Source organism: Streptomyces sp. CG4 (genome assembly GCF_041080655.1).
Lineage (GTDB): Bacteria > Actinomycetota > Actinomycetes > Streptomycetales > Streptomycetaceae > Streptomyces.
Map to the genome: position 1 here is coordinate 7,974,563 of NZ_CP163525.1, position 24,604 is coordinate 7,999,166.

Annotated in this window: 13 protein-coding genes and 1 pseudogene; 9 read left to right on the plus strand and 5 right to left on the minus strand. The window is 72.9% G+C overall.

Going from position 1 to position 24,604, the window contains the following annotated elements; translation table 11 throughout:
• Window positions 1–219 precede the first annotated feature (219 nt).
• The 4 genes from AB5L52_RS36505 to AB5L52_RS36520 all read left to right on the plus strand — a co-directional run bounded on the left by AB5L52_RS36505 (window position 220) and on the right by AB5L52_RS36520 (window position 3,365).
• Window positions 220–942, plus strand: a complete 723-nt coding sequence (locus tag AB5L52_RS36505) for a DNA alkylation repair protein (protein ID WP_351571736.1) — start codon at window positions 220–222, stop codon at window positions 940–942.
• Between the two features lie 64 nt (window positions 943–1,006).
• Entirely contained in the window at window positions 1,007–1,132 is a 126-nt protein-coding gene (locus tag AB5L52_RS36510) for a hypothetical protein (protein ID WP_369369096.1), read from the plus strand.
• 99 nt (window positions 1,133–1,231) lie between these two features.
• Window positions 1,232–2,407, plus strand: a complete 1,176-nt coding sequence (gene tuf / locus AB5L52_RS36515; RefSeq protein ID WP_369367769.1) for an elongation factor Tu — start codon at window positions 1,232–1,234, stop codon at window positions 2,405–2,407.
• Window positions 2,408–2,519: 112 nt separating this feature from the next.
• Window positions 2,520–3,365 (plus strand): spermidine synthase, encoded by an 846-nt coding sequence (locus AB5L52_RS36520; protein WP_369367771.1) that lies wholly within the window; start codon window positions 2,520–2,522, stop codon window positions 3,363–3,365.
• Here AB5L52_RS36520 and AB5L52_RS36525 read toward each other — a convergent pair.
• Together AB5L52_RS36525 and AB5L52_RS36530 are read right to left on the minus strand one after the other, a co-directional pair.
• Window positions 3,327–3,606: pseudogene (locus tag AB5L52_RS36525) on the minus strand (MFS transporter); the annotation flags it as partial. The gene AB5L52_RS36520 and the pseudogene AB5L52_RS36525 overlap by 39 nt on opposite strands.
• Window positions 3,607–3,900: 294 nt before the next feature.
• Window positions 3,901–4,947 carry a hypothetical protein gene (locus AB5L52_RS36530; protein ID WP_369367773.1) on the minus strand — a complete coding sequence of 349 codons (1,047 nt, stop codon included), beginning with the start codon at window positions 4,945–4,947 and terminating at the stop codon, window positions 3,901–3,903.
• A gap of 467 nt (window positions 4,948–5,414) precedes the next feature.
• On the opposite strand from AB5L52_RS36530, the gene AB5L52_RS36535 reads away from it, so the two are divergent.
• The 3 genes from AB5L52_RS36535 to AB5L52_RS36545 all read left to right on the plus strand — a co-directional run bounded on the left by AB5L52_RS36535 (window position 5,415) and on the right by AB5L52_RS36545 (window position 10,738).
• The gene (locus AB5L52_RS36535) at window positions 5,415–5,738 is read left to right on the plus strand and encodes a CU044_2847 family protein (RefSeq protein WP_369367775.1); all 324 of its coding nucleotides are present in this window, start codon (window positions 5,415–5,417) and stop codon (window positions 5,736–5,738) included.
• A gap of 4 nt (window positions 5,739–5,742) precedes the next feature.
• A complete protein-coding gene (locus AB5L52_RS36540; protein WP_369367777.1) occupies window positions 5,743–10,191 on the plus strand; it encodes a trypsin-like peptidase domain-containing protein in 4,449 nt (1,482 codons plus the stop codon).
• 94 nt (window positions 10,192–10,285) lie between these two features.
• Entirely contained in the window at window positions 10,286–10,738 is a 453-nt protein-coding gene (locus AB5L52_RS36545) for a DUF4442 domain-containing protein (RefSeq protein WP_351571719.1), read from the plus strand.
• Window positions 10,739–10,812: 74 nt separating this feature from the next.
• Here AB5L52_RS36545 and AB5L52_RS36550 read toward each other — a convergent pair whose 3' ends face one another.
• From AB5L52_RS36550 to galU, 3 genes are all read right to left on the minus strand, one after another.
• The gene (locus tag AB5L52_RS36550) at window positions 10,813–12,153 is read right to left on the minus strand and encodes a hydrolase (RefSeq protein WP_351019690.1); all 1,341 of its coding nucleotides are present in this window, start codon (window positions 12,151–12,153) and stop codon (window positions 10,813–10,815) included.
• A gap of 679 nt (window positions 12,154–12,832) precedes the next feature.
• The gene (locus AB5L52_RS36555) at window positions 12,833–13,531 is read right to left on the minus strand and encodes a hypothetical protein (protein WP_369367779.1); all 699 of its coding nucleotides are present in this window, start codon (window positions 13,529–13,531) and stop codon (window positions 12,833–12,835) included.
• A 250-nt stretch (window positions 13,532–13,781) separates the two neighbouring features.
• Window positions 13,782–14,735 (minus strand): UTP--glucose-1-phosphate uridylyltransferase GalU, encoded by a 954-nt coding sequence (gene galU / locus AB5L52_RS36560; protein WP_369367781.1) that lies wholly within the window; start codon window positions 14,733–14,735, stop codon window positions 13,782–13,784.
• 305 nt (window positions 14,736–15,040) lie between these two features.
• Here galU and AB5L52_RS36565 point away from each other — a divergent pair, with 305 nt between their 5' ends.
• Together AB5L52_RS36565 and AB5L52_RS36570 are read left to right on the plus strand one after the other, a co-directional pair.
• Window positions 15,041–17,005: an RICIN domain-containing protein gene (locus AB5L52_RS36565; RefSeq protein WP_369367783.1), complete on the plus strand. Its 1,965-nt coding sequence runs from the start codon at window positions 15,041–15,043 to the stop codon at window positions 17,003–17,005.
• A 390-nt stretch (window positions 17,006–17,395) separates the two neighbouring features.
• Entirely contained in the window at window positions 17,396–24,604 is a 7,209-nt protein-coding gene (locus AB5L52_RS36570) for an SDR family NAD(P)-dependent oxidoreductase (RefSeq protein WP_369367785.1), read from the plus strand.

Below are 24,604 nucleotides of genomic sequence, written 5' to 3' on the forward strand. Positions count from 1 at the left end.
GGACGCACACGAAGGCGCGGGCCCTCGGACTGAGCCGTGGCCCCATGCGCCCGCATCACCGCCGGTACTTCCAGGTAACGCCGGTACGGAAGGGGTTGCAAGCCCCGTCGGACCGTGGTGGCACCCCGTCGAGCGGAGGCGGCGCGCCGTCGGGCGGAGACGGCGCGCCGTGGCGGGCGCCCGGTTTGCGAACGTATATTCGACATCATGGTTCGTCTCATGACCATCCCCGGCGCGAGCCCGCCGGACGTGCCGCGCAGTGCGCTCGCCGACACCGTGCTGGCCCGGGTGACGGCCGTGTTCCCGCCCGCCGCCGACCCCGAGCGGGCCGGCCCGATGCGGGCGTACATGAAGGACGTGGCGCCCTTCCTCGGCATCCCCACCCCGGCGCGCCGAGCCCTGTCCCGCACCGTCCTCGCGGGCACGCCCCGTCCCGACGAGGCCGACTGCACCGCGATCGCGCTGCGCTGCTGGGCCCTGCCCGAGCGTGAGTACCACTACTTCGCCGTGGACTTCCTGCGTCGGCACGTGGCCCGCTGTTCCTCCGGCTTCCTGCCGGTGACCCGGCACCTCGTCACGACCGTCCCCTGGTGGGACACCGTCGACCTGCTCGCCGCCCACGTGGTCGGCCGCCTGGTCGCCTCCGACCCCGGGCTCACCGCCGACATGGACGCCTGGATCGGTGACGGCGACCTGTGGGTGGCCCGCACGGCGCTGCTCCACCAGCTGCCCTACAAGGAACGCACCGACCCCGACCGGCTGTTCGGCTACTGCCTGCTCCAGTCCGGGCACCCCGACTTCTTCATCCGCAAGGCCATCGGCTGGGCCCTGCGCGAGTACGCCAAGACCGATCCCGAGGCCGTACGGGCCTTCCTGGCACGGGAACGGGGCCGGTTCGCCCCGCTGACCGTGCGGGAGGCGCTGAAGAACATCGGCGCCTGAACCCGGCCCCGGTCGTCCACCGCGGCCGACCTCGCGTACCGCGAAAAATCATTCGACGCCGGACATGCCCTGGGCGATGATCGACGTCATGTTCCGGTACGCCTTCCTCCTCGCAGCATCCGCCGTCGCGGATGCGCCGAAGGCTGCCGTCCCGCTCCTCGTGGCCGCCGTCGACGGCGCCCGAAGCTGACCCTCTCCGGAACGTCCGGCGGACCCCGCAGGGGGAGGGTCGGCCAGTCCTCGGGGTCCCGCGTTTCTTCTCACGGCTGAGAGGCTTCGAGGTACAGCCATGTCCAAAACGGCCTACGTGCGCACCAAGCCGCACCTGAACATCGGCACCATGGGTCACGTCGACCACGGCAAGACCACCCTGACCGCCGCCATCACCAAGGTCCTCGCCGAGCGCGGATCCGGCACGTTCGTGCCGTTCGACCGCATCGACCGCGCCCCGGAGGAGGCCGCCCGCGGCATCACCATCAACATCGCGCACGTCGAGTACGAGACCGACACCCGGCACTACGCCCACGTGGACATGCCGGGTCACGCCGACTACGTCAAGAACATGGTCACCGGCGCCGCGCAGCTCGACGGGGCGATCCTCGTCGTCTCCGCGCTGGACGGGATCATGCCGCAGACCGCCGAACACGTGCTGCTCGCGCGGCAGGTGGGCGTTAACCACATCGTCGTCGCCCTCAACAAGGCCGACGGCACGGACGACGAAGAGCTCATCGACCTCGTCGAGCTGGAGGTCCGCGACCTGCTCACCGCCCAGGGCTACGCCGGCGACTCCGTACCGGTCGTACGGGTCTCGGGCCTGAGGGCGCTGGAGGGCGACCCGCGCTGGACGGCGTCGATCGAGGCGCTGCTCGACGCGGTGGACACGTATGTGCCGATGCCGGAGCGGTATCTGGACGCGCCGTTCCTGTTGTCCGTCGAGAACGTGCTCACCATCACCGGACGGGGGACCGTCGTCACCGGGGCCGTCGAACGCGGCACGGTTCGGGTCGGTGACCGGGTCGAAGTGCTCGGCGCGGAGGTCGAGACGGTCGTCACCGGCGTCGAGACCTTCGGCAAGCCGATGGAGGAGGCACAGGCCGGCGACAACGTGGCGCTGCTGCTGCGCGGCGTCCCGAGGGACGCGGTCCGCCGAGGGCATGTCGTGGCCGCGCCCGGCAGCGTGGTGCCGCGCCGGCGGTTCACCGCGCAGGTGTATGTGCTCTCCGCGCGGGAGGGCGGACGTACGACGCCGGTCGCCACCGGGTATCGGCCGCAGTTCTACATCCGTACCGCGGATGTGGTGGGGGACGTCGACCTCGGTCCGGTGGGCGTGGCCCGGCCCGGAGACACCGTGGAGATGAGCGTCGAGCTGGGACGGGAGGTTCCCTTGGAGCCCGGGCTGGGGTTCGCCATCCGTGAGGGTGGGCGGACCGTGGGTGCCGGAACCGTTGTCTCCGTCGGTTCGTAGGGGCTGAGGTGCGTGGGGAGTGCGGGCTCGTCGTGGCCGGTCGCGCAGTTCCCCGCGCACCTTGGGCAGGGCCCCGCACCCAGCGTCGCGGACTCCTGGTGACAATGGTGTCGTGAGTGAATCCAGACCTGTCATGCGCGCCACCGAGCACGGGACCGCCAAGCTGATGCCCGATGTGGATCGGGAGCGAGCCTGGCTGCTCACGGTCGACGGGGCACCGCAGTCGTATGTGGATCTGGACGAGCCGACGCATCTGGAGTTCGAGTACGCGCGGCGGCTCGGCCATGTGCTGGATGTCATGGCCGAGGCCGGGCGGGCGCTGGACGCGGTGCACCTCGGGGGAGGGGCGCTGACGCTGCCGCGCTACGTGGCGGCCACCCGGCCCGGCTCACGGCAGGACGTCGTCGAGGCCGACGCGGCGCTGCTGGAGCTCGTCGTCGAGCATCTGCCGCTGCCTGCGGACTCGGGCGTCGCGCTGCACGCCGCCGATGCCCGGGCCTGGCTGGAGACGGCTCCCGCCGATCACGCCGACGTACTGATCGCCGACGTGTTCGGCGGATCCCGGGTGCCGGCGCATCTGACCACGCTCGCCTACGCCCGCGAGGCCGAGCGGGTGCTGCGGCCCGGCGGGGTCTATCTGGCCAACCTCGCCGACGCGGCGCCGTTCGGCTTCCTGCGCTCCCAACTGGCCACGTTCGCCGAGTACTTCACGGATCTGGCGCTGATCGCCGAGCCGGGTGTGCTGCGCGGTCGGCGCTTCGGGAACGCGGTGCTCGTCGCCTCGCACCGGCCCTTCGACACCGCCGCGCTGGCCCGTCGTACCGCGGCGGACGCGTTTCCGGCGCGGGTCGAACACGGGGCGGCGGTACGGGAGTTCATCGCCGGCGCGCGGCCCGTGGAGGACGCCGACGCCGTGCCGTCACCCGAGCCCCCCGACGGGGCGTTCGGCATCGGCTGACGCGACCGGGAGACGGCGACCCGCTGCCCACGGCGGGCCGCATGCGGGCCGCATGCGGGACGTCCGGGACCAGCAGGACCAGCACGGTGACCAGGACAACCAGGCCGACGCAGCCCCACAGCGCGGCCGTCCGGCCGAAGGCGGTCCGGGCGGGGCCGGCCAGCGCCATGGCCAAGGGCGTGAGCGCGACCGAGCCGAACCAGTCGTACGCCGAGACCCGGGAGAGCTTCGCCTCGGAGATCGGCCAGCCACTCCCTGTATGGCCATGCGGAAGACGGCGAACGCCCGGCCCGCCTGCTCGCCCTCCACGGACGGCATCAGCATGGAAGAACGCCTGACCGGTGCTGTCCAGCGCGGAGAGCAGCAGGGAGTGGTGTCGGCCCGCTCAGGTGGGTCTGCGCGGGCCGTGCGGGATGGACGCTGGATTCACCGGGCGGCTGTCGTTCGTGCGTGCCGCCTGGGCAAACGGATTCTCCGGTGAACGCCCGCCTTGTCAACCGGCCGTGCCGGGCGTTTCGTTGACCGGCCCGCGGGCCTATTGGTTCGTGGGGTCTCCGTGCAGCCGGACCGTGCTGAGGATCTTCATGACGGTCGCCTGGGGCACCTCGCCCTTCACGCCCTTGGCCCCGTAGAAGTTGAACGACACGTAGTCGTGGGCCGAGTTCTGGAAGCCGAAGGTGAGCGCCTTGCCGTCGCTGGCGCACTTGCCCTTCTGGGGCGTGTGGCTCGACTGGGCCCACGCGTAGCTGCCCTGGATGCCGGAATCGGTCTTGAAGGGGGTGCCCTTCTTGTCGAAGGTGATGCTCTTCTTGTCGGGCTGGGTGTAGCCGCCGTAGACCCACCAGGCCGGCGTGTTGATCGCGATCTCGTCCGTGCTCTTGGCGCCGCTCGCGCCCTTGGAGCCCACGACGGCCAGGGGGGTGTCGTCGGTGCGGCCGTCCTTGTTGTCGTCGGAGGTGCACCACTTGGGCTGGTCCTCGGCGGTGCCCGACTGGATGATGTTGTCGGACATCCCGTTCTTCTGCTTCGGGAGGTCGAAGCCGATGTCGAGGCCCGGGGACTGGATCTGCCAGTCCGCGGGCACGTCGTAGGCGACGCCCCACCGGGGGTTCACCACGACCTTCCAGCCGGGGACGGTCGGCTTCTCCGACTGGGTGCCGCGAGGGTCGTCCGTCACCGACGAGGAGGCCGTGGGCCGGGGTGTGGGCGACTGGCTGGCGTGCTGCCCGCCCTTGCCGCCGTCGGCCTGGTCGTTCTTGTCGCCCTTCTTGCCGAGGACGAGATAGCCGGTCACGCCGGCGGCGACCACGACCGCCGCGGCGGCGACGATCGCGATCAGCTTCGTGCGGCCGCCGCCCTGCGGGGGCTGCGGGACGGGCACGGTGGGCGGCTGCGACTGCCCCCACTGCGGCTGCTGACCGTACGGCTGCTGCTGACCGTACTGCCCGGCCTGCGGGTACTGCTGGTACCCGGGCTGCTGGTACGGGTTCGGTTGCTGGTAACCCGGCTGCTGATACGGGTTGTCCTGCGGGTTGTTCTGCGGGTTTTGCGCGCCCCCTGGCGGCTGCTGATCTGGCCACATGGCCAGTAACCCTAATGCTGTCAGGGACACGATTCGGTCACCGGTCCTCGTCAGGGTGATAGCGAAGCGGGGCCAGCGGCGACTGGTGCTGGTCCGTTTCTGCTACTCGTGACGGTCGAGAGGTCGTGAGCACGGACCGGAACAGCCACGCGGACGTACGCTCTGCCCCATCGCTTGGGGAGTGCGGCCGAGCGGAGCGTCGTGGACGCCGGCACGTCGGTTCCGGGGAGCGGGCCGACCGACCCGGCCTTCGGCACCACGCGCGAAACGGACCGGAGCGGCGTGCCACGCCACATACACAGGCGGAGGGTTGTTGGATCCTCAACCGCCCCTATTGGAGCGGCCGTTGCTCCTGGGCGGGGAGTTGTGAAACAGGTGCAAGTCGGCGGAACGCTCGACTAGGGTCATGTCCTACAAATGGAGAGGCGCCCTGGGGTGGAGGGAAGCGCGTGGCTGTTCTTGCTCGCATGGCCTTGGACGACGGCGGATCGGTCTTGGTCGAGACGGCGGCCGGGGTGGACTCTGACGGGCCGGTGAAGGCCGCCAGGATCGGTGACGTCATCCACGATCTGCCCACGAACCTGCAGGCGGCCCTTGGCTCTGTCACGGAGACCGCTCGGGCGGCGTTGGAGCAGTTACGCAGCGCCGGGCCCACCGAAGTCGAGGTGGAGTTCGGTGTCGATCTGTCCTGCCAGGCCGGCGTCGTGATCACCAGGGGCGAGGCCGCGTGTCACCTCAAGATCAGGGCGACGTGGCGGCGCGCCGGGTCGGACACCGGCGCGGAAGGCTGACTCGGTGGACGCCGGCCCCTCGGTGACGGGCAGTCAGCTGTCCGCCGCAGTCGCCCAGATCCTCGACTCGGCAGGTGCGGTGGCCGGCGCGGGCTTCCTCGTCGCGGACGCGGTCGTGCTCACCTGCGCCCACGTGGTCGCCGCCGCCGGAAGCGGCCCGGACGGCACGTTGCATGTCGCCTTCCCGCAGGCCCCCGGCGCACCGCGGGCACAGGGCCAGGTGCTCGCCGAACCGTGGCGCGCCCCCGCCGCCGAGGACGTCGCAGTGATACGCCTCGCGCAGGGGCCCGCCGGCGTTGCACCGCTGCCGCTGGGTTCTGCCGAGGGCTGCCAGGGGCACCGCGTGCGTTCATTCGGCTTCCCCGGCCAGGCGCCGCCCGGCGGTCATCACGGCTACGGTACGGCTGGTCATCTGCTGGCCCCCGGTTCCGCCGGCGCCGACGCGGGCGGCGGTTCGCTGCTGCAGCTGACCGACGCCAACGACCTGACCACCGGCTTCAGCGGTGCACCGGTGCTCGACGAGCAGACCGGCCGGGTCACCGGCATGGTCACCGCCATCGCAGCTCCCGATGTGCATCTGAAGGGGCTCGGCATCGCCTACGCCACCCCCACCGAGGTGCTGCGGGAGATCTGGCCGCAGCTGGCCGTGCGCGACGACGTACGCCCCTACCGGGAGCTGGAGCCGTTCACCGCCGAGCACGCCGCCTGGTTCCACGGCCGGGATGCCGCTGTCGAGCGGGTGCTGGCGGCCCTGGCCGGGCAGCGCCGCGCTGTGCTGCTGCTCGGGCCGTCCGGCGCGGGCAAGTCCTCCCTGGTCCAGGCCGGGGTGCTCCCGGCGCTCGCCGCGGGCCGTCTGCCGGGCAGTGACCGATGGCTGCCTGTCGTGGTGCGCCCGGAGCAGGATCTGCCGGCTCAGATCGAACGGGCCGGGCTGGTCGGCTCGGCCGACGACGGGATCCACGCCGCCGTGGACCGCCTGCTCACCGCCGAACCCGGCTCCCACCGGGTCCTGCTGGTCATCGACCAGTTCGAGGAACTCCTGACGCACGCCATCGCCAAGGGGCCCTCCGGCGACCGCCACTTGACGGCACTGCGACAGCTCACCACCGCGCTCACCTCGTCCGCCGCACTGGGTGTGCTGCTGGTCATGAGGGACGACTTCTATCCGAGGCTGGCCGCGCTCGCCCCCGAACTGCTCGACGCCGTGGCACCGGGACTGGTGAACGTTCCCGCGACGCTGGACGCCCAGGACCTCAACGCCATGATCACATTGCCCGCCCGAGCGGCGGGCGCGCACCTGGAAGAAGGGCTCCCGGAACGGATCGTTGCCGACATTCTGGCTGCCGGAAGCGAGGGCTCCGCGAGTCTGCGGGCGCCGGTCACCGTGCTGCCACTCCTGGAGCTCACGCTGAGCCAGTTGTGGCAGCGACGCGTGGACGGATACCTCACACACGATGCCTACCAGGCCATCGGCCAGGTCACCGGCAGCCTGGCCTCCTGGTGCGACGACGCCGTCCGCAACCTGCCCGCCGAGCGGCGGCCTGTCGCGCAGCGGATCCTGACGGCACTGGTGCGGCCCGCGGACGAGGCCCACGACATCCCGGCCGTGCGCCAGCAGATTCCGGTGCCGACGCTGCGCGAGCTCGCCGTCGGCACGATGACCGACGTCCCGGATGACGAACAGCTCCAGCGCGCGGACGACACGCTGTCCGCCCTCACTCGGCACCGCATCGTCACCACTCGCGCGGTACGTCTTCCGGGCCGACCGGAGAACGACCCCGACCAGCCCGTGGTGGCCGAACTCATCCACGACGCGCTCATCCGCGAATGGGGGAAGCTGCGCGATTGGGTCGCCGACGACCGCCAGTTCCAGGACTGGCTGCGCCGCGCCCGTGAACAGCACGCGGTGTGGACGCGGTCCGCCCGCTCGGCCGACCTGCTGGACGGCACCGACCTCGCCGAGGGCATGTCGTGGTCCGCGCGGCGCGGACTGCCCGCCGACATCGCCGCGTTCATCAACCTGTCGCACGCCGCCGAGACCCGGCGCCGCCGACTGCGCCGTGTCGGGGTGGCGTTGGTGATGGTCCTGGCACTCATCGCCTCCGGCACCGCGGTCGCCGCCTTCGTCGAGCGCGGCCAGGCCCTCGCACAAGGTCGCAGCGCTCGCGCCCGGACAGTCGCCGCCGAGGCCCAGAGCCTGCTCAGGTCCCAGCCCGGCCTGGCCAAGCAACTCGCCATCGCCGCTTACCGAATGGACCCGGCCGTCGGCACCGCCGGCATGCTCGCCGCACTGGAGGCACCCGGGATTTTCGACCGCACCGACCCCGCGCTCGATCTGGCCGTCACCGGCGACGCCCGCACCCTGCTCCTGTCCACCGGCACGGACATTGCCGTCTGGAACGCTTCCGGCGGCGAGATCGGCCGCATCACGGGCGTCGCGGCGGGCCCGCTGGCGGTCAGCCGGGACGGACCGGTACTGGCGGCAGGCACGCGGAGCGGCTCCGTAAGGCTCTGGTCCCTGGCCGATCGAAGGCACCCTGCACCGCTCGCCACCCTTCCTGGCGGAGCACGGGGCGTCGCCGCCGTCGCCGTCAGCGCGGACGCACGGCTGCTCGCCGCAGGCGGCCGGGACGGTGCCATCCGGCTCTGGGACATCTCGGCCCCCGCCACGCCACGGCCGCTCCCGGCTCTGACCGGCCACCGCGGAGGCATCGACTCGCTGGCGTTCTCCCCGACCCGCCGCCTGCTGGCCAGTCACGGAGCCGACCACCTGGTACGGCTGTGGGATCTGGGCGAGCCCACGCACCCGTCACGGGCCGAAGCCGTTCCGGGCAAGGACCAGGTCGAGGCCGACACGTACTCGACGTATCGGTCGATGGCCCACGCGATCGCGTTCAGCCCCGACGGGACGATCCTGGCCGGGCCGGGTGACGCGAACAGCGCGGTCCGGCTGTGGAGCGTCAAGACCCCTTCCAAGCCACGTCTGCTCGCCGCGCCCGGCACCGATGCGATGACGGTGGGTTCCGCCGGCGACGACTGCCACAAGGGTCTTCAGTCGATCTCCTTCAACGGCGACGGACGTGTCTTCGCCACGGTCTGCAACGCCGGCACCGGGTCAGTGACACTCTGGCAGGCGCACGACATGGCACACGTGGTACCCGTCCACCAACTGCCGGGTGTCGAATCCTCGCACAACGGCCCCGCGCTGTTCGAGCCCCGCAGCAATGTGGTGCTGCACGCGACCAGCAACGGCGTCCAGCAGTGGGACGTCGGCGACCCCTACCAGCCGGGTGCCGACGGCAGTTACGGGCAGGTACCGAACGGCTTCGAGAGAAAGGCCGTGATCAGTGGCGGACGCAGGAGGCTGCTCGCCGTGGTCGGCGGGGACTTCGGCCAGCTCACCGACCTCACCGGCAGCAAAGGTCACCATGTGCTGGCCGACCTGCCGGGCGGTGATGTCGGAGCGTCGGCCGCCGCCTTCACGCCCGACAGCACGGTGCTGGCCGACAGTGAGCACACCGGCACCGGGAAGCCGGTTCTCCGACTGCGCGACACGACTCGGGCGGGCGCTCCCGTGCTCGCCACCATCGACACCATCGACCGGGGTGCGGTCAGCATCGCCTTCAGCCCGGACGGCCGGACCATGGCGGTGGCCGACAACAACGACTACGCGGGCGGCCACTTCCCTGCCGGGCCGTCGGTGAAGCTGTTCGACGTGCACGACCGGGCCCACCCGCAGCGGATCGCCCGACTGCCCGCCGACGCGTTTCAGGTCGCGGTCTCGCCCGACGGCCGCCTGCTCACCGCGAACACCGCCGACACACTGCTCTCGTGGAACATCGCCGATCCCCGCCACCCCGCCGTCCGGCCGACCTACCCTCTGACACCGGGCGGACTGACATCGAATACCGCGTTCCGTCCCGACGGCCGGTGGCTCGCGGTCGGTGACGGCAGCGGCACCATCCGGCTGTGGAAAGTGGACGGTGACCGGATCACCCGCACCCCCAGCATCATCCGCTCGCCCGGAGCCGGCTCGTCCGCCCCGTCGTTCAGTCCCGACGGACGCACCCTCGCCTTCGTGGAGGACGGCGACCCGCGCAACGTCATCGGTCCTGAGGACGGCCGTGGGCGTGTGGCGCTGTGGGATGTCACCGATCCGAGGGCTCCCGTCCCCCAGGGGGGAATGGCGTACCAGGAAGCGATGACCTTCTCGGGAACCGTCGCCTTCAGCCCGACCGGGCACTTCCTGGTCACCACGGTCTCCGAGTCGGTGGACGTGTGGAGCGCCGATCCCGAAGACGACGTGCGCCAGCTGTGCAGGGCCGTCGGTGATGTGATCCAGCCGGAGGAGTGGCAGAAGTATGTGCCTCACGAGAGGTACGCCGCGCCCTGTGAACAGGAACATCCCAATGTCCCGGGCGTGATCGACACCGTGCCCCACGGCGCGTCGTAACGGTACGCCGGTCGACGCACCGGCGCCCCTGTTTCGATCGGGGGTGGGCGTGAGGGGCTGGTCAGCGAAACTACTCGCCAGTAACATCTGGTCCATGACTACGGAGAGCCCCTCGATGGGCGACATGCTGGCCACCGCGGTTCCGATGGTGCGCACCCTGAACCTGGAGTTCGTCGAGGTAACCGCAGAGCGAGCCGTGCTGCGGCTGCCGGACCAGCCGGACTTCCACAATCACATCGGCGGCCCTCATGCCGGCGCCATGTTCACTCTGGCCGAGTCCGCCAGTGGGGCCATCGTGCTCACGGCCTTCGGTGATCAGCTTTCGCGCGCGGTGCCGCTCGCGGTTCGGGCCGAGATCGATTACAAGAAGCTGGCCATGGGGCCGGTGACGGCCACGGCGACCCTCGGCCGCCCGGCGGCCGAGGTCATCGCCGAGCTTGACGCGGGTGGGCGACCGGAGTTTCCGGTCAGTATCGCCATACAGCGCGAGGACGGAGCCGTCACGGGCGAGATGACGGTTGTCTGGACCTTGCGGCTGAATGGCTGAATGGCTGAGGGCGCAAGCGAGCTGCCGGAGGACTGCTGTGGCATCCGAAGGGCCGGCCCTTCGGATGCCACCGGTCAGCGGACGAAGGAGATCTCCGGGAACTTCTTGTCGGGCCCGTCGAGCAGGGTGCCATGCCGGTGGCGCAGTTCCTGGTCGAAGAACGCGGCGAGGTAGACGCGCTGGATCTCGATCGCGCGGTTGGGGTCGATCGTGCCGTACACCTGCTGGAGCTGGGCCGGGGTGAGCCCGAGCAGGCTCGCCTCCTGGGGTGCCAGCGCCTCGTCGTCGATGAACGACACGTGCGCCGCGCCGTGGAGCTGGATGTCGACCCGGTATCCCTTCAGATGCGACCACAGCGTGCGCCACGAACCGTCGTTGTTGCGGTTGTGGGTGCCGGAGCTGAAGAGCATGAAGGGGCGGTCCAGGTCCTTCCTCGGCGCCGAGCCGAAGAACTGGCCGTCCAGGTCGGCACCGGCGCGGATCCGGTGGTCGAACTGCATGGCGGTGTCGACCGCCCCGCCGCCCAGCGAAGCACCGAACATCCCGATGCGGGACATGTCCACGGCGTGCGACAGCCCGGTGGGGAGCCTGGCGTGGTCGACGTCCGGGTTGGCACCCTTGTCGATCGCGGCGAGCTGGTTGATGACGAAGTGGATGTCGGCGGCGCGCACGTTGAGCGTGTCGGAGGAGTGCGCGCCGGCCGGCATGGTGTTGACCTCGAGGCGTCCGCCCGGGAACTCCACCTCGTTGGCGTCGTGGGTGTGGTCGACGGTGACGACGAGATAGCCGCGGCTGGCGAGATCCTCGGCGAGCACGGTGCCCCTCGCGCGGTCCGAGTGCAGCCCGCTGGAGTACAGCAGGACGGGCAGCTTGCCGAGCTTGGTGTCGACCGGGGCGAGGACATGGCCCGCGGTTTTCGGCAACGTCACCTGCTGTGGGGTCAGACCCTGGGAGGCGAGGAAGTGGGCGCCGGAGACCGACGGCATCCACGGCGCCGCGTAGTGACCGCGAGTGGAGGCGGCCGGGTACCAGAACGACACCATCAGCTCGCGCGGCTTGTTGCCGGGCACGAACGGGTCCGTGCGGGACTTGTCGACGAGGTGAAGGCTGAACGTGCCCACGCCGTGGCGCCCGGTCGGCGCGGGCAGACTGAGCTGGAGACCGGACGTGCCCGCGCGGGGCGTGGCGGCCTCCGGACGGACGGCCTTGTGCCGCTGCGGCGGCTCGTCGTGCTGGGGCGCCCAGGGCGTGTCGTCCTGGTCGGGCGAGAACCCGGTGGCGGTGGGCTTGCTGGGTGTCTTCGTGGCGGCCATCGCCGGCGTCATCCCCGCACCCAGGGCGATGGCCAGCGTACCCGCCGTACCGACCGCTCTGGCGATCACTCTGCGGCGGTGGCGCGGTCGGCGGTGTTTCATGGGACCCCTTTGTCGGTCAGCGAACGAGGAACTGGCGATCGGCTGTCGTCCGCCGTACCGCCGCAGTGGACTACGGATCATGAGCCCCTGGCGTTCACCGCGGAGGCGGGCGGGACGAGCAGGTGAACCATGCGACCCGGTGGGATCACCGTTCGGACGGTTCTGCCCACTGCCCTTCGCCGCCGCGAGCGCACGAGTCGGCGAGTCTCGGTGGGTCTGCGGCTGCGCGTCGACGCCGACGGAGACTTGGCGGAGCGATGCCGCGACACAGCCTGTCGGAGCTGCTCCGAGGGCCGGTCGGGTTCGGCCGCGCCGACGCCCGGGCAGGTGGGCTGGGCGAGATGCCGGGAGCGGACGTCAACGTGCGGGCCGAGCCGGAACCGCTGCGGGGTTGGGGGAAAGCTGGTCGGACTCGTCGACCGCGGCTGGTCGCGGAAACTGTCCTACGCCGTAACTGCGCGGGCCTGCGCCCGGAGGCGGCGGTCGCAGTGGCGCTGCCGGACTGCCGCCCGCCCGGAACCCCAGCGGCTTGCGCTGCGGAGCCCTGATTCCTGAGCGGGCGGTGTTCCCAAGGGCCGGCGGTCCGCCCTGTGGACGCGCGGGACAGCTGGTCAGTTGATGGTCGCGATGCCGTCCGTCGTGACCGTGGGGCGGCCCGAGGTGCCGACCACGACGATCTTCAGGAGACGATCCAGGCCACCGAGCGGCCGGTGAAGGTCCAGCTGATCGAAGCCCCGGTGGCGGAGGAACTGTAGGAGTAGCCGCCGAGGTAGCCGGTGCCGCTCTTGTGGGTCCAGGTCCCGGTGCGGGTGGTGGAGGTCTCCTGGATGATCGAGGGCGTCCGGGAGACGGAGGCGCCCGCGGTGTTGCCGGCCGGGGCCATGCCGGTGCCCGTCGTGCCGCCGGTGCTCGTGTCGGCCTTGCCCGGGTCGATCAGGTCCACCAGCAGTCCGGCGGGCAGCGCGGCCGTGCGGTGCGCACCGGCCGCGCGAACCTGGATGCCGTTCGACGGCCCCGCCCATATCGGCGACATGCCGCCCCGCACCCCGGGACGGTTCGGCTCGGCCGGGTTGGGGATGTCGTCGGGCTGCTGCATCTTCAGCCATGCCGTCCAGTGGCTGTCCGCGGCCGAGCGGGTGCGCACTTCCACCGTGCCGCGCAGTGAGGCATGGGCACCGCGCCAGATGACGCCGACCATGCTGAACGGGTCCGTGGACCGGGCTCCCAGCGTCTTGAGCGACGCGCTCGACCCGGTCAGGGGCAGCGAGTGCACATGCGTCTTGACCGGTCCCGCCGCCGACGATCCGCCGCGCCCGCTGGTTCCGGCCATGGCGACGGCCGCCGCGGCCATGCCGCCTCCCGCGACGACCGCACCCACGCCACCCACCCACCCACGCGCGCCGAAGGCCACATCCCGAACGCGGGGGCGCATGACCGGGACCGGCCGACTCAAGACCGCCGAACCGTTTGGGCACCCCCGAGACATCAAGCGCACCACGCGTCGCTTGACGGACTACGGGGCGGGGACACCGGAGAGCGCCCCGAGTTCCCCGTGGCGACTCCGTGGCGATCCAGATCCGGCGCGCGGACGGCGCCGTGACGAGCGAGATGACCGCCGTACGGACGCTTCAGGCGGCCCGGCGCTCGTCCCGGCCGTCGGCTTCGCCGTCCCGCAGGCCGGCCACGAACTCCTTGAGCCAGCCGGTGAATTCGGGGCCGAGGTCCGGGCGTGCGCAGGCCAGGCGGACCACCGTGCGGAGATAGTCGGCCTTGTCCTCGGTGTCGTAGCGCAGACCGTCGAAGACGACCCCGTGCACGGTGCCGGCTGCCGCGAGGACCTGGAGGGCGTCGGTCAGCTGGATCTCGCCGGCGCGGCCCGGCGGGGTGCGCTCCAGGACGTCGAACACGGCCGGGTCGAGGACATAGCGGCCGATGACCGCGTACCGGCTCGGCGCGGTCCCGGGCGCCGGCTTCTCCACCAGGCCGGTGACCCGTACGACGCCCTCCTCGCCCGTGGGCTCCACCGCCGCGCAGCCGTAGAGGTGGACCTGTTCCGGGGCGACCTCCATCAGCGCGACCACGCTGCCCGCGTGGGCCTCGCGGACCTCCAGCATGCGGCTCAGCAAGGTCTCGCGCGCGTCGATGAGATCGTCGCCGAGGAGGACCGCGAACGGCTGGTTCCCGACGTGGTGGCGGGCGCACAGCACGGCGTGGCCGAGACCGAGCGGGTCGCCCTGGCGGATGTGGTGGATGTCGGCCAGCCGCGCCGGATCGCGCACCGCGTCCAGTCGTACGGTGTCGCCCTTGGCCGCCAACGCCTGCTCCAGTTCGAAGGCGTTGTCGAAGTGGTCCTCGATGGCGCGTTTGTGCCGGCCGGTGACCATCAGGATGTCGTCGAGACCGGCCGCGGCCGCCTCCTCGACCACGTACTGGATGGCCGGCTTGTCGACGACGGGCAGCATCTCCTTCGGGGTGGCCTTGGTCGCGGGCAGGAACCGGGTGCCGAGTCCGGCGGCGGGTACGACCGCCTTGCGGACCGTACGGCGGCAGGCGGGGGGCGCTGAGGAGCGGAGGGCGATCATGCGGCCCATGCTGGAGGACGCGGATGGGAGCACGCCCGGAGCAGCATGGGAACCGGCTGTGAAGCGATACCGCCGGTAACTGCTGTGCAATTAGCCGACTTTGAAGTCGAGTCAATCGAACTTCTTGTTTCCTGTGAGTCGCGTGTGCGAAGGTGAGCCTCCCCGCGGGAGGGCAAAGGCAGGCGTTGAGCGCCCCGGCCGGCCCTTTAGGTATGTACCAGATCCAGGTGTGCACCAAATCGGCACTGCTTTCCGACAGGACGGCATTTCACGTGCGGTCCTGCGGCTGGAAAGGAAATGGTTCCGTGCAGTCCCCATACCCCCCACGCCCGCCCTATCCGCCCGTGCCCGGTTCGCCCGGGGAGTCCGATCGCAATCTCGTCGCCGGGCTCGGCGGTCCCCACCACGCCCGTCATCACGCCGTCGCCCTGCTGCTGGCCCGCCACTGGCGGGCCGCCGGTGACTACGCCATCGTCTGCCTGGCCTCCGCCGGTCCCACCGCCCACCTCGTGGCCACCGCCGCCTTCCACGAGGTCCTCGACCGGATGGCGGGCGGGGCGATCGGCGGCGCCCTGCGCCCCCAACTGCTCATCGCCGTCCGCGACACCGTCCGCGCCTGGGCGGCGGACGACGCGGCCTGTGCGGCGCTCCCGGAATTGCGCAGGCCCACCGGCGGTCGCGGACTGCGCGCGACGAAGCCCGGAACGCCGGAAAGGCGACAACTCGCCGAACGCGCTTTCCGCGCCCTTCCCGGCGCCTCGCAATGCCTTCTGTGGCACACCGAGGTCGAAGCCGAACCCATATACGTTCCCGCCGGTCTGCTCGGTATCGCCCCGGCCACCGCGTCGGCCGCCCTGGAGCGGGCGCGCGAGCAATTCCGGGCGGGTTGCGTACGCGCGCACCGGGAACTCGCACCCACCAGCGAATGCCGTTTCTACAACCGGCTCCTGGACGTCCCCCTGCGCCGTGGCGGCGCCCTGCTGCCGGACGTACAGCAGCATCTGACGAATTGTGCGTACTGCCGGCACGCTGCCGAGACCCTCGGGCTGTTCGACGACGGCCTGGGCCTGCTGCTCGCCGAGACCGTGCTCGGCTGGGGAGCCCGCCGCTATCTCGACTCGCGTCCCGGCCGCGGCGCCGCCGAGGAACTGCCGCCACCGTCGGCGCACTACGCGGCAGCGCCCGACCCGAGGGAAGCGGCACCGGGCGGCAGGCACCGCACCGCGCCGGGCGGCCGCCACCGCACCGCCGTGGCCGTCGGCGTGGGACTGACCTCGCTCGCGCTGCTCGTCACCGTGCTCGTGGTCAGGAGCTGGTCCGATGACAACGGTGTCCCGACGCCCGGTGCCACCTGGGGTGCCCCCGCCGACCGCACCACCCGGCCGGGCGGCACCGGCGCCCGGTCCGCCACGTCCTCCTCCGCCGCCTCGGCCGGCGCCCCCGTCGAGCTCGCCCACGGCAGCCTGCGCGGTCTCGGCTCCGGCCGCTGTCTGGATGTGCGCGGGGGGACCGTCGAGGCGGGCGCGGGCGTCGGACTCGCGCCGTGCTCGTCCGCCGCCACGCAGCAGTGGTCGTACCAGGACGACGGACTGCTGCGCAGCGCCGCCGACCCGTCCCTGTGCCTCGCCGCAGATCCTGGCACGAAGAGCGTCGTACTGGCCGGATGCGTCGTCCACGCCGGGGAGGTGACGTACGACTTCACCGTGCGGGGCGAGATCCTGCTCCGCGGGCAGGAGGGCCTCGCACTCGCTCCCGGCCCCGGCTCCGGGTCGGGGTCGGGGTCCGGCTCCGGTGGTACGTCCGCCCGGGTCGGGGTGGTGCCGCGTGACGGTTCGCCGGAGCAGCGGTGGGTGCTGGAGCCGGGGGCGGGCGGGGTGCAGCGGCCTGATGCCGCGTCGGATGAACCGGGCGGTCCGGGTGCTCCCGGCGCAACGGCTGCTTCGGGCGCCGGCGGTGCTGACGGTGCTTCGGGCGGGGCCGGGGTGCCGAGGGACCGGCAGCCGGGGGATCCGAAGGGGGATGCCCAGGGCGCGCCTTACGGAGACGCGCCGGGCGGGAACCCGGAGGGCGCGGGCGACGAGCCGGGTGAACCGGGTGAATCGGGTGCGGCGAACGAGACCCGGATCGCTCCGGTCAGCGCCGAACGCGACCGGCGGCGGGCCGCTCCCGTGTCGCCGGTCGAGGCGGTGCACGCGGCCCACGACGTCGTGTCGTCTGCCGCCGACGCGGTCGCCGCCGTACCGGCGACCGCGGGGGCGCTGCTGCGCTGACCTGCCGCCTCGCACCGTCTTCCGAACGCCTGATCGCGTTCGAGTCACAGCGCTAAAGTCATGTGAAATTTACAGACGCCGAGTGCATGCCCCGGCACGTTGCGGCAGGGTGAGTGCACGGTGAAGCGGTCGGACGCTTTGACGGGCTTGTGGTGGTGTGGCGTGTGGACCCCCGGTGGTCCCGCGCCCGCACCCACGAGCGGAATAACAGCGTTTCCCGGTTCTTGTGGGGAATTCGACCCACTGGCCGAATCGATCTCACCAGCCAAGAAAAGGGCGTGACGTTATTGACCCGTGAGTAACCCGGGGCTAGGTTCCGGTGCCCTCACCTCAGAGCGTTCCGCCGCACACCCCCCACCGTGCTGTCTCGCCGATCGTGCCGGAGCCATCATGACCTCCCCTGCGCGCGCCCTCGACCTCGTCCTTTGCCTCACCCCCTGCGGAGAACCCGACGCCGGTCTCACCGCCGCAGCGTGCGCCGCCGGCGCGCTCGGCGTCCTCGACCTCGGAACCGGCGACCGAATATCACGAGAGGAGCTGGCGCGGCTGAGACGAGCCGCCCCGGGCCCCTTCGGGATACGGGTGACCGGGCGCTGCGCCCTGACCCCGGCCGACGTCGGCGACACCCTCGACACGGTGGTCCACACCCCGGACACCACCTGGGATCCGGCGGAACTCCCCTCGTCGTGCCGGGTGTTGACGGAGGTCACCGACCTCGGTCAGGCGCGCGCGGCCGTACGCGCCGGCGCCCAGGGGCTGATCGCCCGGGGCGCCGAGAGCGGCGGCCGGGTCGGCGAGCTGAGCACCTTCGTGCTGCTGCAGCAACTGCTGTCCGACGAGGAGTCGGGCACGGTACCGGTCTGGGCGTGCGGCGGCATCGGGCCGCGTACGGCGGCCGCCGCCGTGGCCGGCGGTGCCGCCGGGGTCGTCCTCGACAGCCAGCTCGCGCTGCTCCCGGAGTCGGGGCTGCCGGAGGCGGTCCGGTCGGTGCTGCGCACCCTCGACGGCTCGGAGACCGTGGTACTGGGCGGCCACCGGGTCCTGCGGCGCCGCGGACCGAACGCCCCGCGACCGCCGGCCGACGACCCCGAGGCGGTCGCGTCCCTGCTGGGCACCCGCGATCCGCGCCGCGGGTTGCTGCCGGTGGGCCAGGACGGCTTCCTCGCCGCCCGCTTCGCCGAACGGCATCGGAACGTACGGCGGGTGGTGCGGGCGGTGTCGGAGGCGATACACGAGGGCGCGGATGGTGGCCTGGCGTCGGCGGGGATGGGCGAGGCTGCCGACGTTGGCCCGGTGCCGGCTGTGGTGCGCGAGGCGGCCGACGGCGGCTCGGTGCCCGATGTGGTGCGCGAGGCGGCCGATGGCCATCCGGTGCCGGCGGCTCTGCCCGAAGGGACTGGCGGAGGTGCGGCACCGGCGGCACCGCATGGTGCGGCTGACGCCCGCCCGGCGTCCGCGGCGCTGGACGGTGTGGCCGACCGGAGCCCGGCATCCGCCCTGCGCCCCGGATCGCCCATGAGCAGGGCCCTCGGGACTCGACTCCCCGTCGCGCAGGGGCCCATGACCCGGGTCAGTGACCAGGCCGGGTTCGCCGCTGCCGTCGCCGAGGGCGGGGCGTTGCCGTTTCTCGCGCTGGCCCTTGCCGACGGCGCGCGGACCCGGTCGATGCTCACCGAGGCGCGGGCCGTGCTGGACGGGCGGCCCTGGGGCGTCGGGGTGCTCGGCTTCGCGCCCGAGGACATCAGGAACGCCCAGCTGGACGCCGTACGGGAGTTGCGGCCCACGCACGCGATCGTCGCGGGCGGACGGCCCGCGCAGGCCGAGGCACTGGAGCGGGCCGGGATCCGCACCTTCCTGCACGTGCCCTCGCCGGGGCTGCTGCGGCAGTTCCTGGACGCGGGTGTGCGCAGGTTCGTGTTCGAGGGATCCGAGTGCGGCGGCCACGTGGGACCGCGGGCCTCCTTCCCGCTGTGGGAGGCCCAACTCGCCGTACTGGAGGACTTCCTGGACGACGCCGACGCCGACGCCCACGCCGAAGCGGACGCGGACACCGATGGCACGCAGGCCCGGCGACTGGAGGTGTTCTTCGCCGGTGGCGTGCACGACGAGCGCTCGGCGGCGATGGTCGCGGCCCTGGCCGCGCCGCTCACCGCCCGGGGTGCCGCCGTCGGTCTGCTCATGGGCACCGCCTACCTGTTCACCGAGGAGGCCGTGGCCCACGGCGCCGTCCGGCCGCTCTTCCAGCGGCAGGTCCTCGCCGCCACCACGACTGCCCTGCTGGAGACCGCCCCCGGCCACGCCACCCGCTGCGTCCCGAGCCCCTTCACCGGCGACTACCGCGCCCGGGAGGCCGCACTCCGGGCGCAGGGCCTGCCCGACCGCGACATCTGGGAGAGCCTGGAACGGCTCAACGTGGGCCGGCTGCGCATCGCCAGCAAGGGCGTGGAGCGCGATGACGACGGTGCGTTGACGGCCGTCGGCGAGGAACGGCAGCTCTCCGACGGGATGTTCATGGCCGGCGAGGTCGCCGTGCTGCGCTCGGCGACCACCACCCTGGCCGGCCTGCACCACGCGGTGACCGACGGCGCCGCAGACTTCCTGGCGGAACGGGCCGGACGGGCCGTACGCCCGAGCCCGCCGCCCCGGCCCGAACCGGCACCGCCCGCACCGCTCGACATCGCGATCGTCGGCATGGCCTGCATGTTCCCGCAGGCTCCCGACCTCGCCGCCTTCTGGGCCGGCATCGTCGCGGGACGCGACGCCGTCACCGAAGTGCCGCCCGAACGCTGGGACCCGGCTGTGCACCACACCGCCGGCAGCACCGCGTCCAAGTGGGGCGGGTTCCTGCCCCGCATCCCCTTCGACCCGCTGCGCTACGGCATCCCGCCCGCCTCCCTCGGCAGCATCGAACCCGTCCAGCTGCTGTCCCTGGAGGCGGCCCGCCGGGCGCTGGAGGACGCCGGATACGGCGAGCGGGGGCGGGAGTTCGACCGTGCGCGGACCTCCGTCGTCTTCGGCGCCGAGGCGGGCAGCGATCTGTCCAACGCCGTCACCCTGCGCGCCGTCCTCCCCGCGTACTACGGCAAGGTCCCCGACGGGATCGAGGAGCAACTGCCCCGGCTCACCGAGGACTCCTTCCCGGGCATGCTCGCCAATGTCATCTCCGGCCGGATCGCCAACCGGCTCGATCTCGGCGGCGCCAACTTCACCGTGGACGCCGCCTGCGCGTCCTCCCTCGCCGCCCTGGACGTGGCCTGCAAGGAACTCGTCTCCGGCACCAGCGACCTGGTCCTGTGCGGCGGCGCCGACCTGCACAACGGCATCAACGACTTCGTCCTGTTCTCCTCCGTCCACGCGCTCTCCCCGACCGGCCGCTCCCGCGCCTTCGACGCCGCCGCCGACGGCATCGCCCTCGGCGAGGGCGTGGCCTGCCTGGTCCTCAAACGGCTCGCGGACGCCGAACGGGACGGCGACCGGATCTACGGCGTGGTCAAGGGCCTCGGCTCCGCCAGCGACGGTCGCTCCCTCGGCCTGACCGCACCCCGCCCCGAAGGCCAGCGGGCGGCACTGGAGCGGGCCTACCGCAACGCCGGTGTCTCGCCCGCGGACGTCGGCCTCGTCGAGGCGCACGGCACCGGGACCGTCGTCGGCGACCGCACCGAACTCACCGTGCTCGCCGAGGTGTTCAGCGAGGCGGGGGCCGGTACCGGCGGCTGTGCGCTCGGCTCCGTCAAGTCGCAGATCGGGCACACCAAGTGCGCCGCCGGACTCGCCGGCCTGATCAAGACCGCCCTCGCGCTGTACACCGGGGTCACCCCGCCCACCCTGCACCTGGAGCGGCCCAACCCGGCCTGGGCGGAGGACGACAGCCCCTTCGCCTTCCACACCCGCGCCCGGCCCTGGACCGCACCGGCCGCCGAACGCCTCGCCGGGGTCAGCGCGTTCGGCTTCGGCGGCACCAACTTCCATGCCGTACTCGCCGCTCACGCCGAGGTCGTACCGCCCCGGCAGACCCTGGACGCCTGGCCCGCCGAGCTGTTCCTCTTCCGCGGCCGGGACACGGCGGCCGCCCATCGGCAGGCCGAGGAGCTCCTCCGGGCCGCCGAGGCCGACGGCCGCCCCTGGCGCCTGCGCGACCTCGCCCTCGCCGCCGCCCGCCGCGCCGACACCTCGCACGAACCGGTACGGGCCGCGGTCGTCGCCCGCGACACCGAGGAACTCACCGGGCAGCTACGGCGGATCCTCGCCGGGGAACACGATCCGGCCGCGGGGATCCATGTCGCCGACCCCGTCGACGGCGCGACCGCCTTCCTCTTCCCCGGTCAGGGCAGCCAGCGCCCCGGCATGCTCGCCGACCTCCTGGTCCACCTCCCCGAGTTGCGGCACTACCTGGACCTCGGCCGCGCACACGCCGACACCGTCCATCCGCCGGCTGCCTTCGACGACAGCGCCCGTGAGCGTCGCCGAGCGGCCCTCACCGACACCCGGGTCGCCCAGCCCGCCCTCGGCGTCATGGGCCTCGCCGCCCACGCCTTCCTCACCGCCGCCGGGGTCCACCCCGACCAGGCCGCCGGGCACAGCTACGGCGAGCTGGTCGCCCTCGCCGCGGCCGGTGCCCTCGACCCCGAGACCCTGCTGGAGCTGAGCGCCGAGCGGGCCGGTGCGATCCTGGCAGCGGCGGGCGACGACCCGGGCACCATGGCCGCCGTGGGCGCCTCCGCCGAGACCGTCGTCCGTACCCTGCACACGGCCGGGGCACCCGGCTCGGTCGTCGCCGCCAACCTCAACTCACCGGATCAGACAGTGATTTCAGGGCCGACGGACGATGTGGAGACGGCCGTACGGCTGCTGCGGGCCGCGGGTCTCGGGGCTCGGCGCATCCCCGTGGCCTGCGCCTTCCACAGTCCGCTCGTCGCCGCGGCGGGGGAGCGGTTCGCCAAGGTGCTCGCGGACAAGACAGTACGGGTGCCCGAGTTCCCCGTCTGGGCCAACCGCACCGCCGCGCCCTATCCGTCCGACCCCGACGCGGTGCGCGCCGGACTCGCCGCCCAGATCGGCGCCCCGGTCGCGTTCGCCGCCCAGATCGAGGCGATGTACGACGCGGGCGCCCGCGTCTTCGTCGAGGCGGGCCCCGGCACGGTCCTCACCCGGCTCGTCGCACGGATCCTCGGCGACCGCCCGCATCGCACCGTCGCCTGCGAGCCGGACCCCGACAGCGGCCTGCGCGGCTGGCTCGACGCCCTCGCCCGGCTCGCCGTCGCCGGCCGGCCGGTGCGCACCGCCTGGCTGCTGCGGGGCCGCGACGCCGTCGACGCGCTGCGCGACCCGGCACCGAAACGGCCCGGCTGGACGGTCGACGGACACCTCGTCCGCACCGCCGACGGAGCACTCCTGCCCGGTGCCCTCGCACCGGCCCGACGAGTCGTGGAGGCGACCGTGACCACCGACCAGCCGTATGGCGCTCCGGCCGACCGGGACGCGCTCATCTCCGAATTCCTGCGCACCAGCCGGGAGATGATCGCCGCCCAGCGCGATGTCCTGCTCACCTATTTCGGAGCCGCCACGCCACCGGCTCCGGTCGCACCCGCGCCGGTACCGGCGGCTCCGGTGCGGATCCCCGAACTCCAGTCAGTCGCCGAGGAGTTGGCCGAACCGGACAGTGAAGAGCCGGTGGACGACGTCGAGCGGGTCGTCCTGGAGATCATCAGCGAGCGCACCGGATACCCCGTCGACATGATCGAGCCCGATCTCGACCTGGAGGCGGACCTCAGCATCGACTCGATCAAACGGGCCGAGATCGCCGGCGAACTCGCCAAGCGCCTCGGCATCGCGGGCGGCGCCCAGATCCTGGACGACGCCGAACTGGAGGAGCTGGCCAAGGCGCGCACGGCGGCGGCGGTGACCGGGTGGCTCATGGCGCGGGGCGGCGCAAACACCGGCGCGGGGAGCGGGCAGGCCGAGGTGGCGTACGGCGGTGGGGGCGGGGACGGGCAGGCCGAGCGGCCGGCCGAGGCGGCGTCCACTGGTGACGAGGGCGGGCAGCGGCCGGCCGAGGAGGGGCCCGAGCCGTCGTACACCCCGGCACTCGGCGTGGCCCCCCAGCGGTGCGAACTGCGGCCCGTGCCTCTTCCGGAGCCGGATCCGGCCCCAGGTCAGGCCCCTGCGCTGTCCGGCCGGCGCTTCGCCCTCCTGGGAGACGCGGAGGGCGCGGCCGCCGAGGTCGCGGCGCGGCTCGCGGCACACGGCGCCGACACCGTGATCCTCGACCGGGGCCACCTCCTCACCGGGGCCGACGGCCCGGTCGACGGCGTCGTGTACCTCGGCGCGCTGCCCGGCCCGGAGCTCCCGGTGCTGCCGGACGCCTTCCCCGTGCTGCGGGCGGCGCTCGCCCACGAGCCCCGCTCGCTGCTCGCCGTGCGGGCCGCCGATCCGGCGGGTGCCCTGCGCGCGGCCGGCCTGGACGGGCTGTTCCGCAGCGTGGGCCGCGAGTATCCGGACCTGCTCGCCCGGGTTGTCGCCGTGGCCGACACCGCCCCGGCGGCCGTGGCCGACGCCGTACTCGCCGAGCTGCGCGCCCCCGAACCCGCCCCCGATCTCGCAGCCGCACCCGATCCCGCCCCCGTGGTCCTGCGGACGGCGGCCGGGGCCCGGCACCGGCTGGAGCTGGTGCCCGCACCGCTCGGCCCGCTCGCCGCCACCGGTGCCGGACCGGCCGGGCCCGGCGCCGCCGAGGCGGCCGCGCTCGGCCTCGACCGGGACTCCGTCGTGCTGCTGGTCGGCGGCGCCCGGGGCATCACCGCGAGGTTCGCGGCCACGCTGGCCGGCGCCTGCGGATGCCGCATCGAGCTGCTCGGCCGTACCCCCGCCCCGACCGCCCCCGAGGACCCGCGCTCCGCCGCCGCCCGCACCCCCGTGGAACTGCGCGCGGCGCTCGCCGCCGGGCCCGGTGCGCCCCGGCCCGCCGAGATCAACCGGGCCGCCGAACTGATCCTCGCCCAACGGGAGATCACCACGACCCTCGCGGAACTCGACGCACTCGGCAGCGCGGCCCGCTACCGCGCGGTGGACTTCCGCGACCGGGACGCCGTGCTGCAGGCGGTCAAGGAGATCCACGCCGACCACGGCCGCCTCGACGGAGTCGTCTTCGCCGCCGGGGTGATCGAGGACCGGCTGATCGCCGACAAGACCCCCGAGTCCTTCCAGCGGGTCTACGGCACGAAGACGGCCGGGGCCGGTGCGCTGTTCGCCGCGCTGGACGACCTGCCCGGCACGCCCGCGTTCACCGTGCTGTTCGGCAGCATCGCCGCCGTCCTCGGCAACCGCGGCCAGGCCGACTACGCCGCCGCCAACGACGCCCTCGAAACCCTCGGCGCCGACTGGGCTGCCCGCGCGGGCGCCCGCGCGCTGACCGTCCACTGGGGCCCCTGGGCGTCGTCCGGCCCACACAGCGGCATGGTCGGCGCGGAACTCGGCCGCGAGTACGCCCGGCGCGGCATCGCGCTGATCGACCCGGACGAGGGCACCGCGGCCCTGCTCCGGGAACTCGCCTGGGGCGAACCGTCGGCCCGGGCCGTCGTCTACACCGCGTCGGGCTGGTGA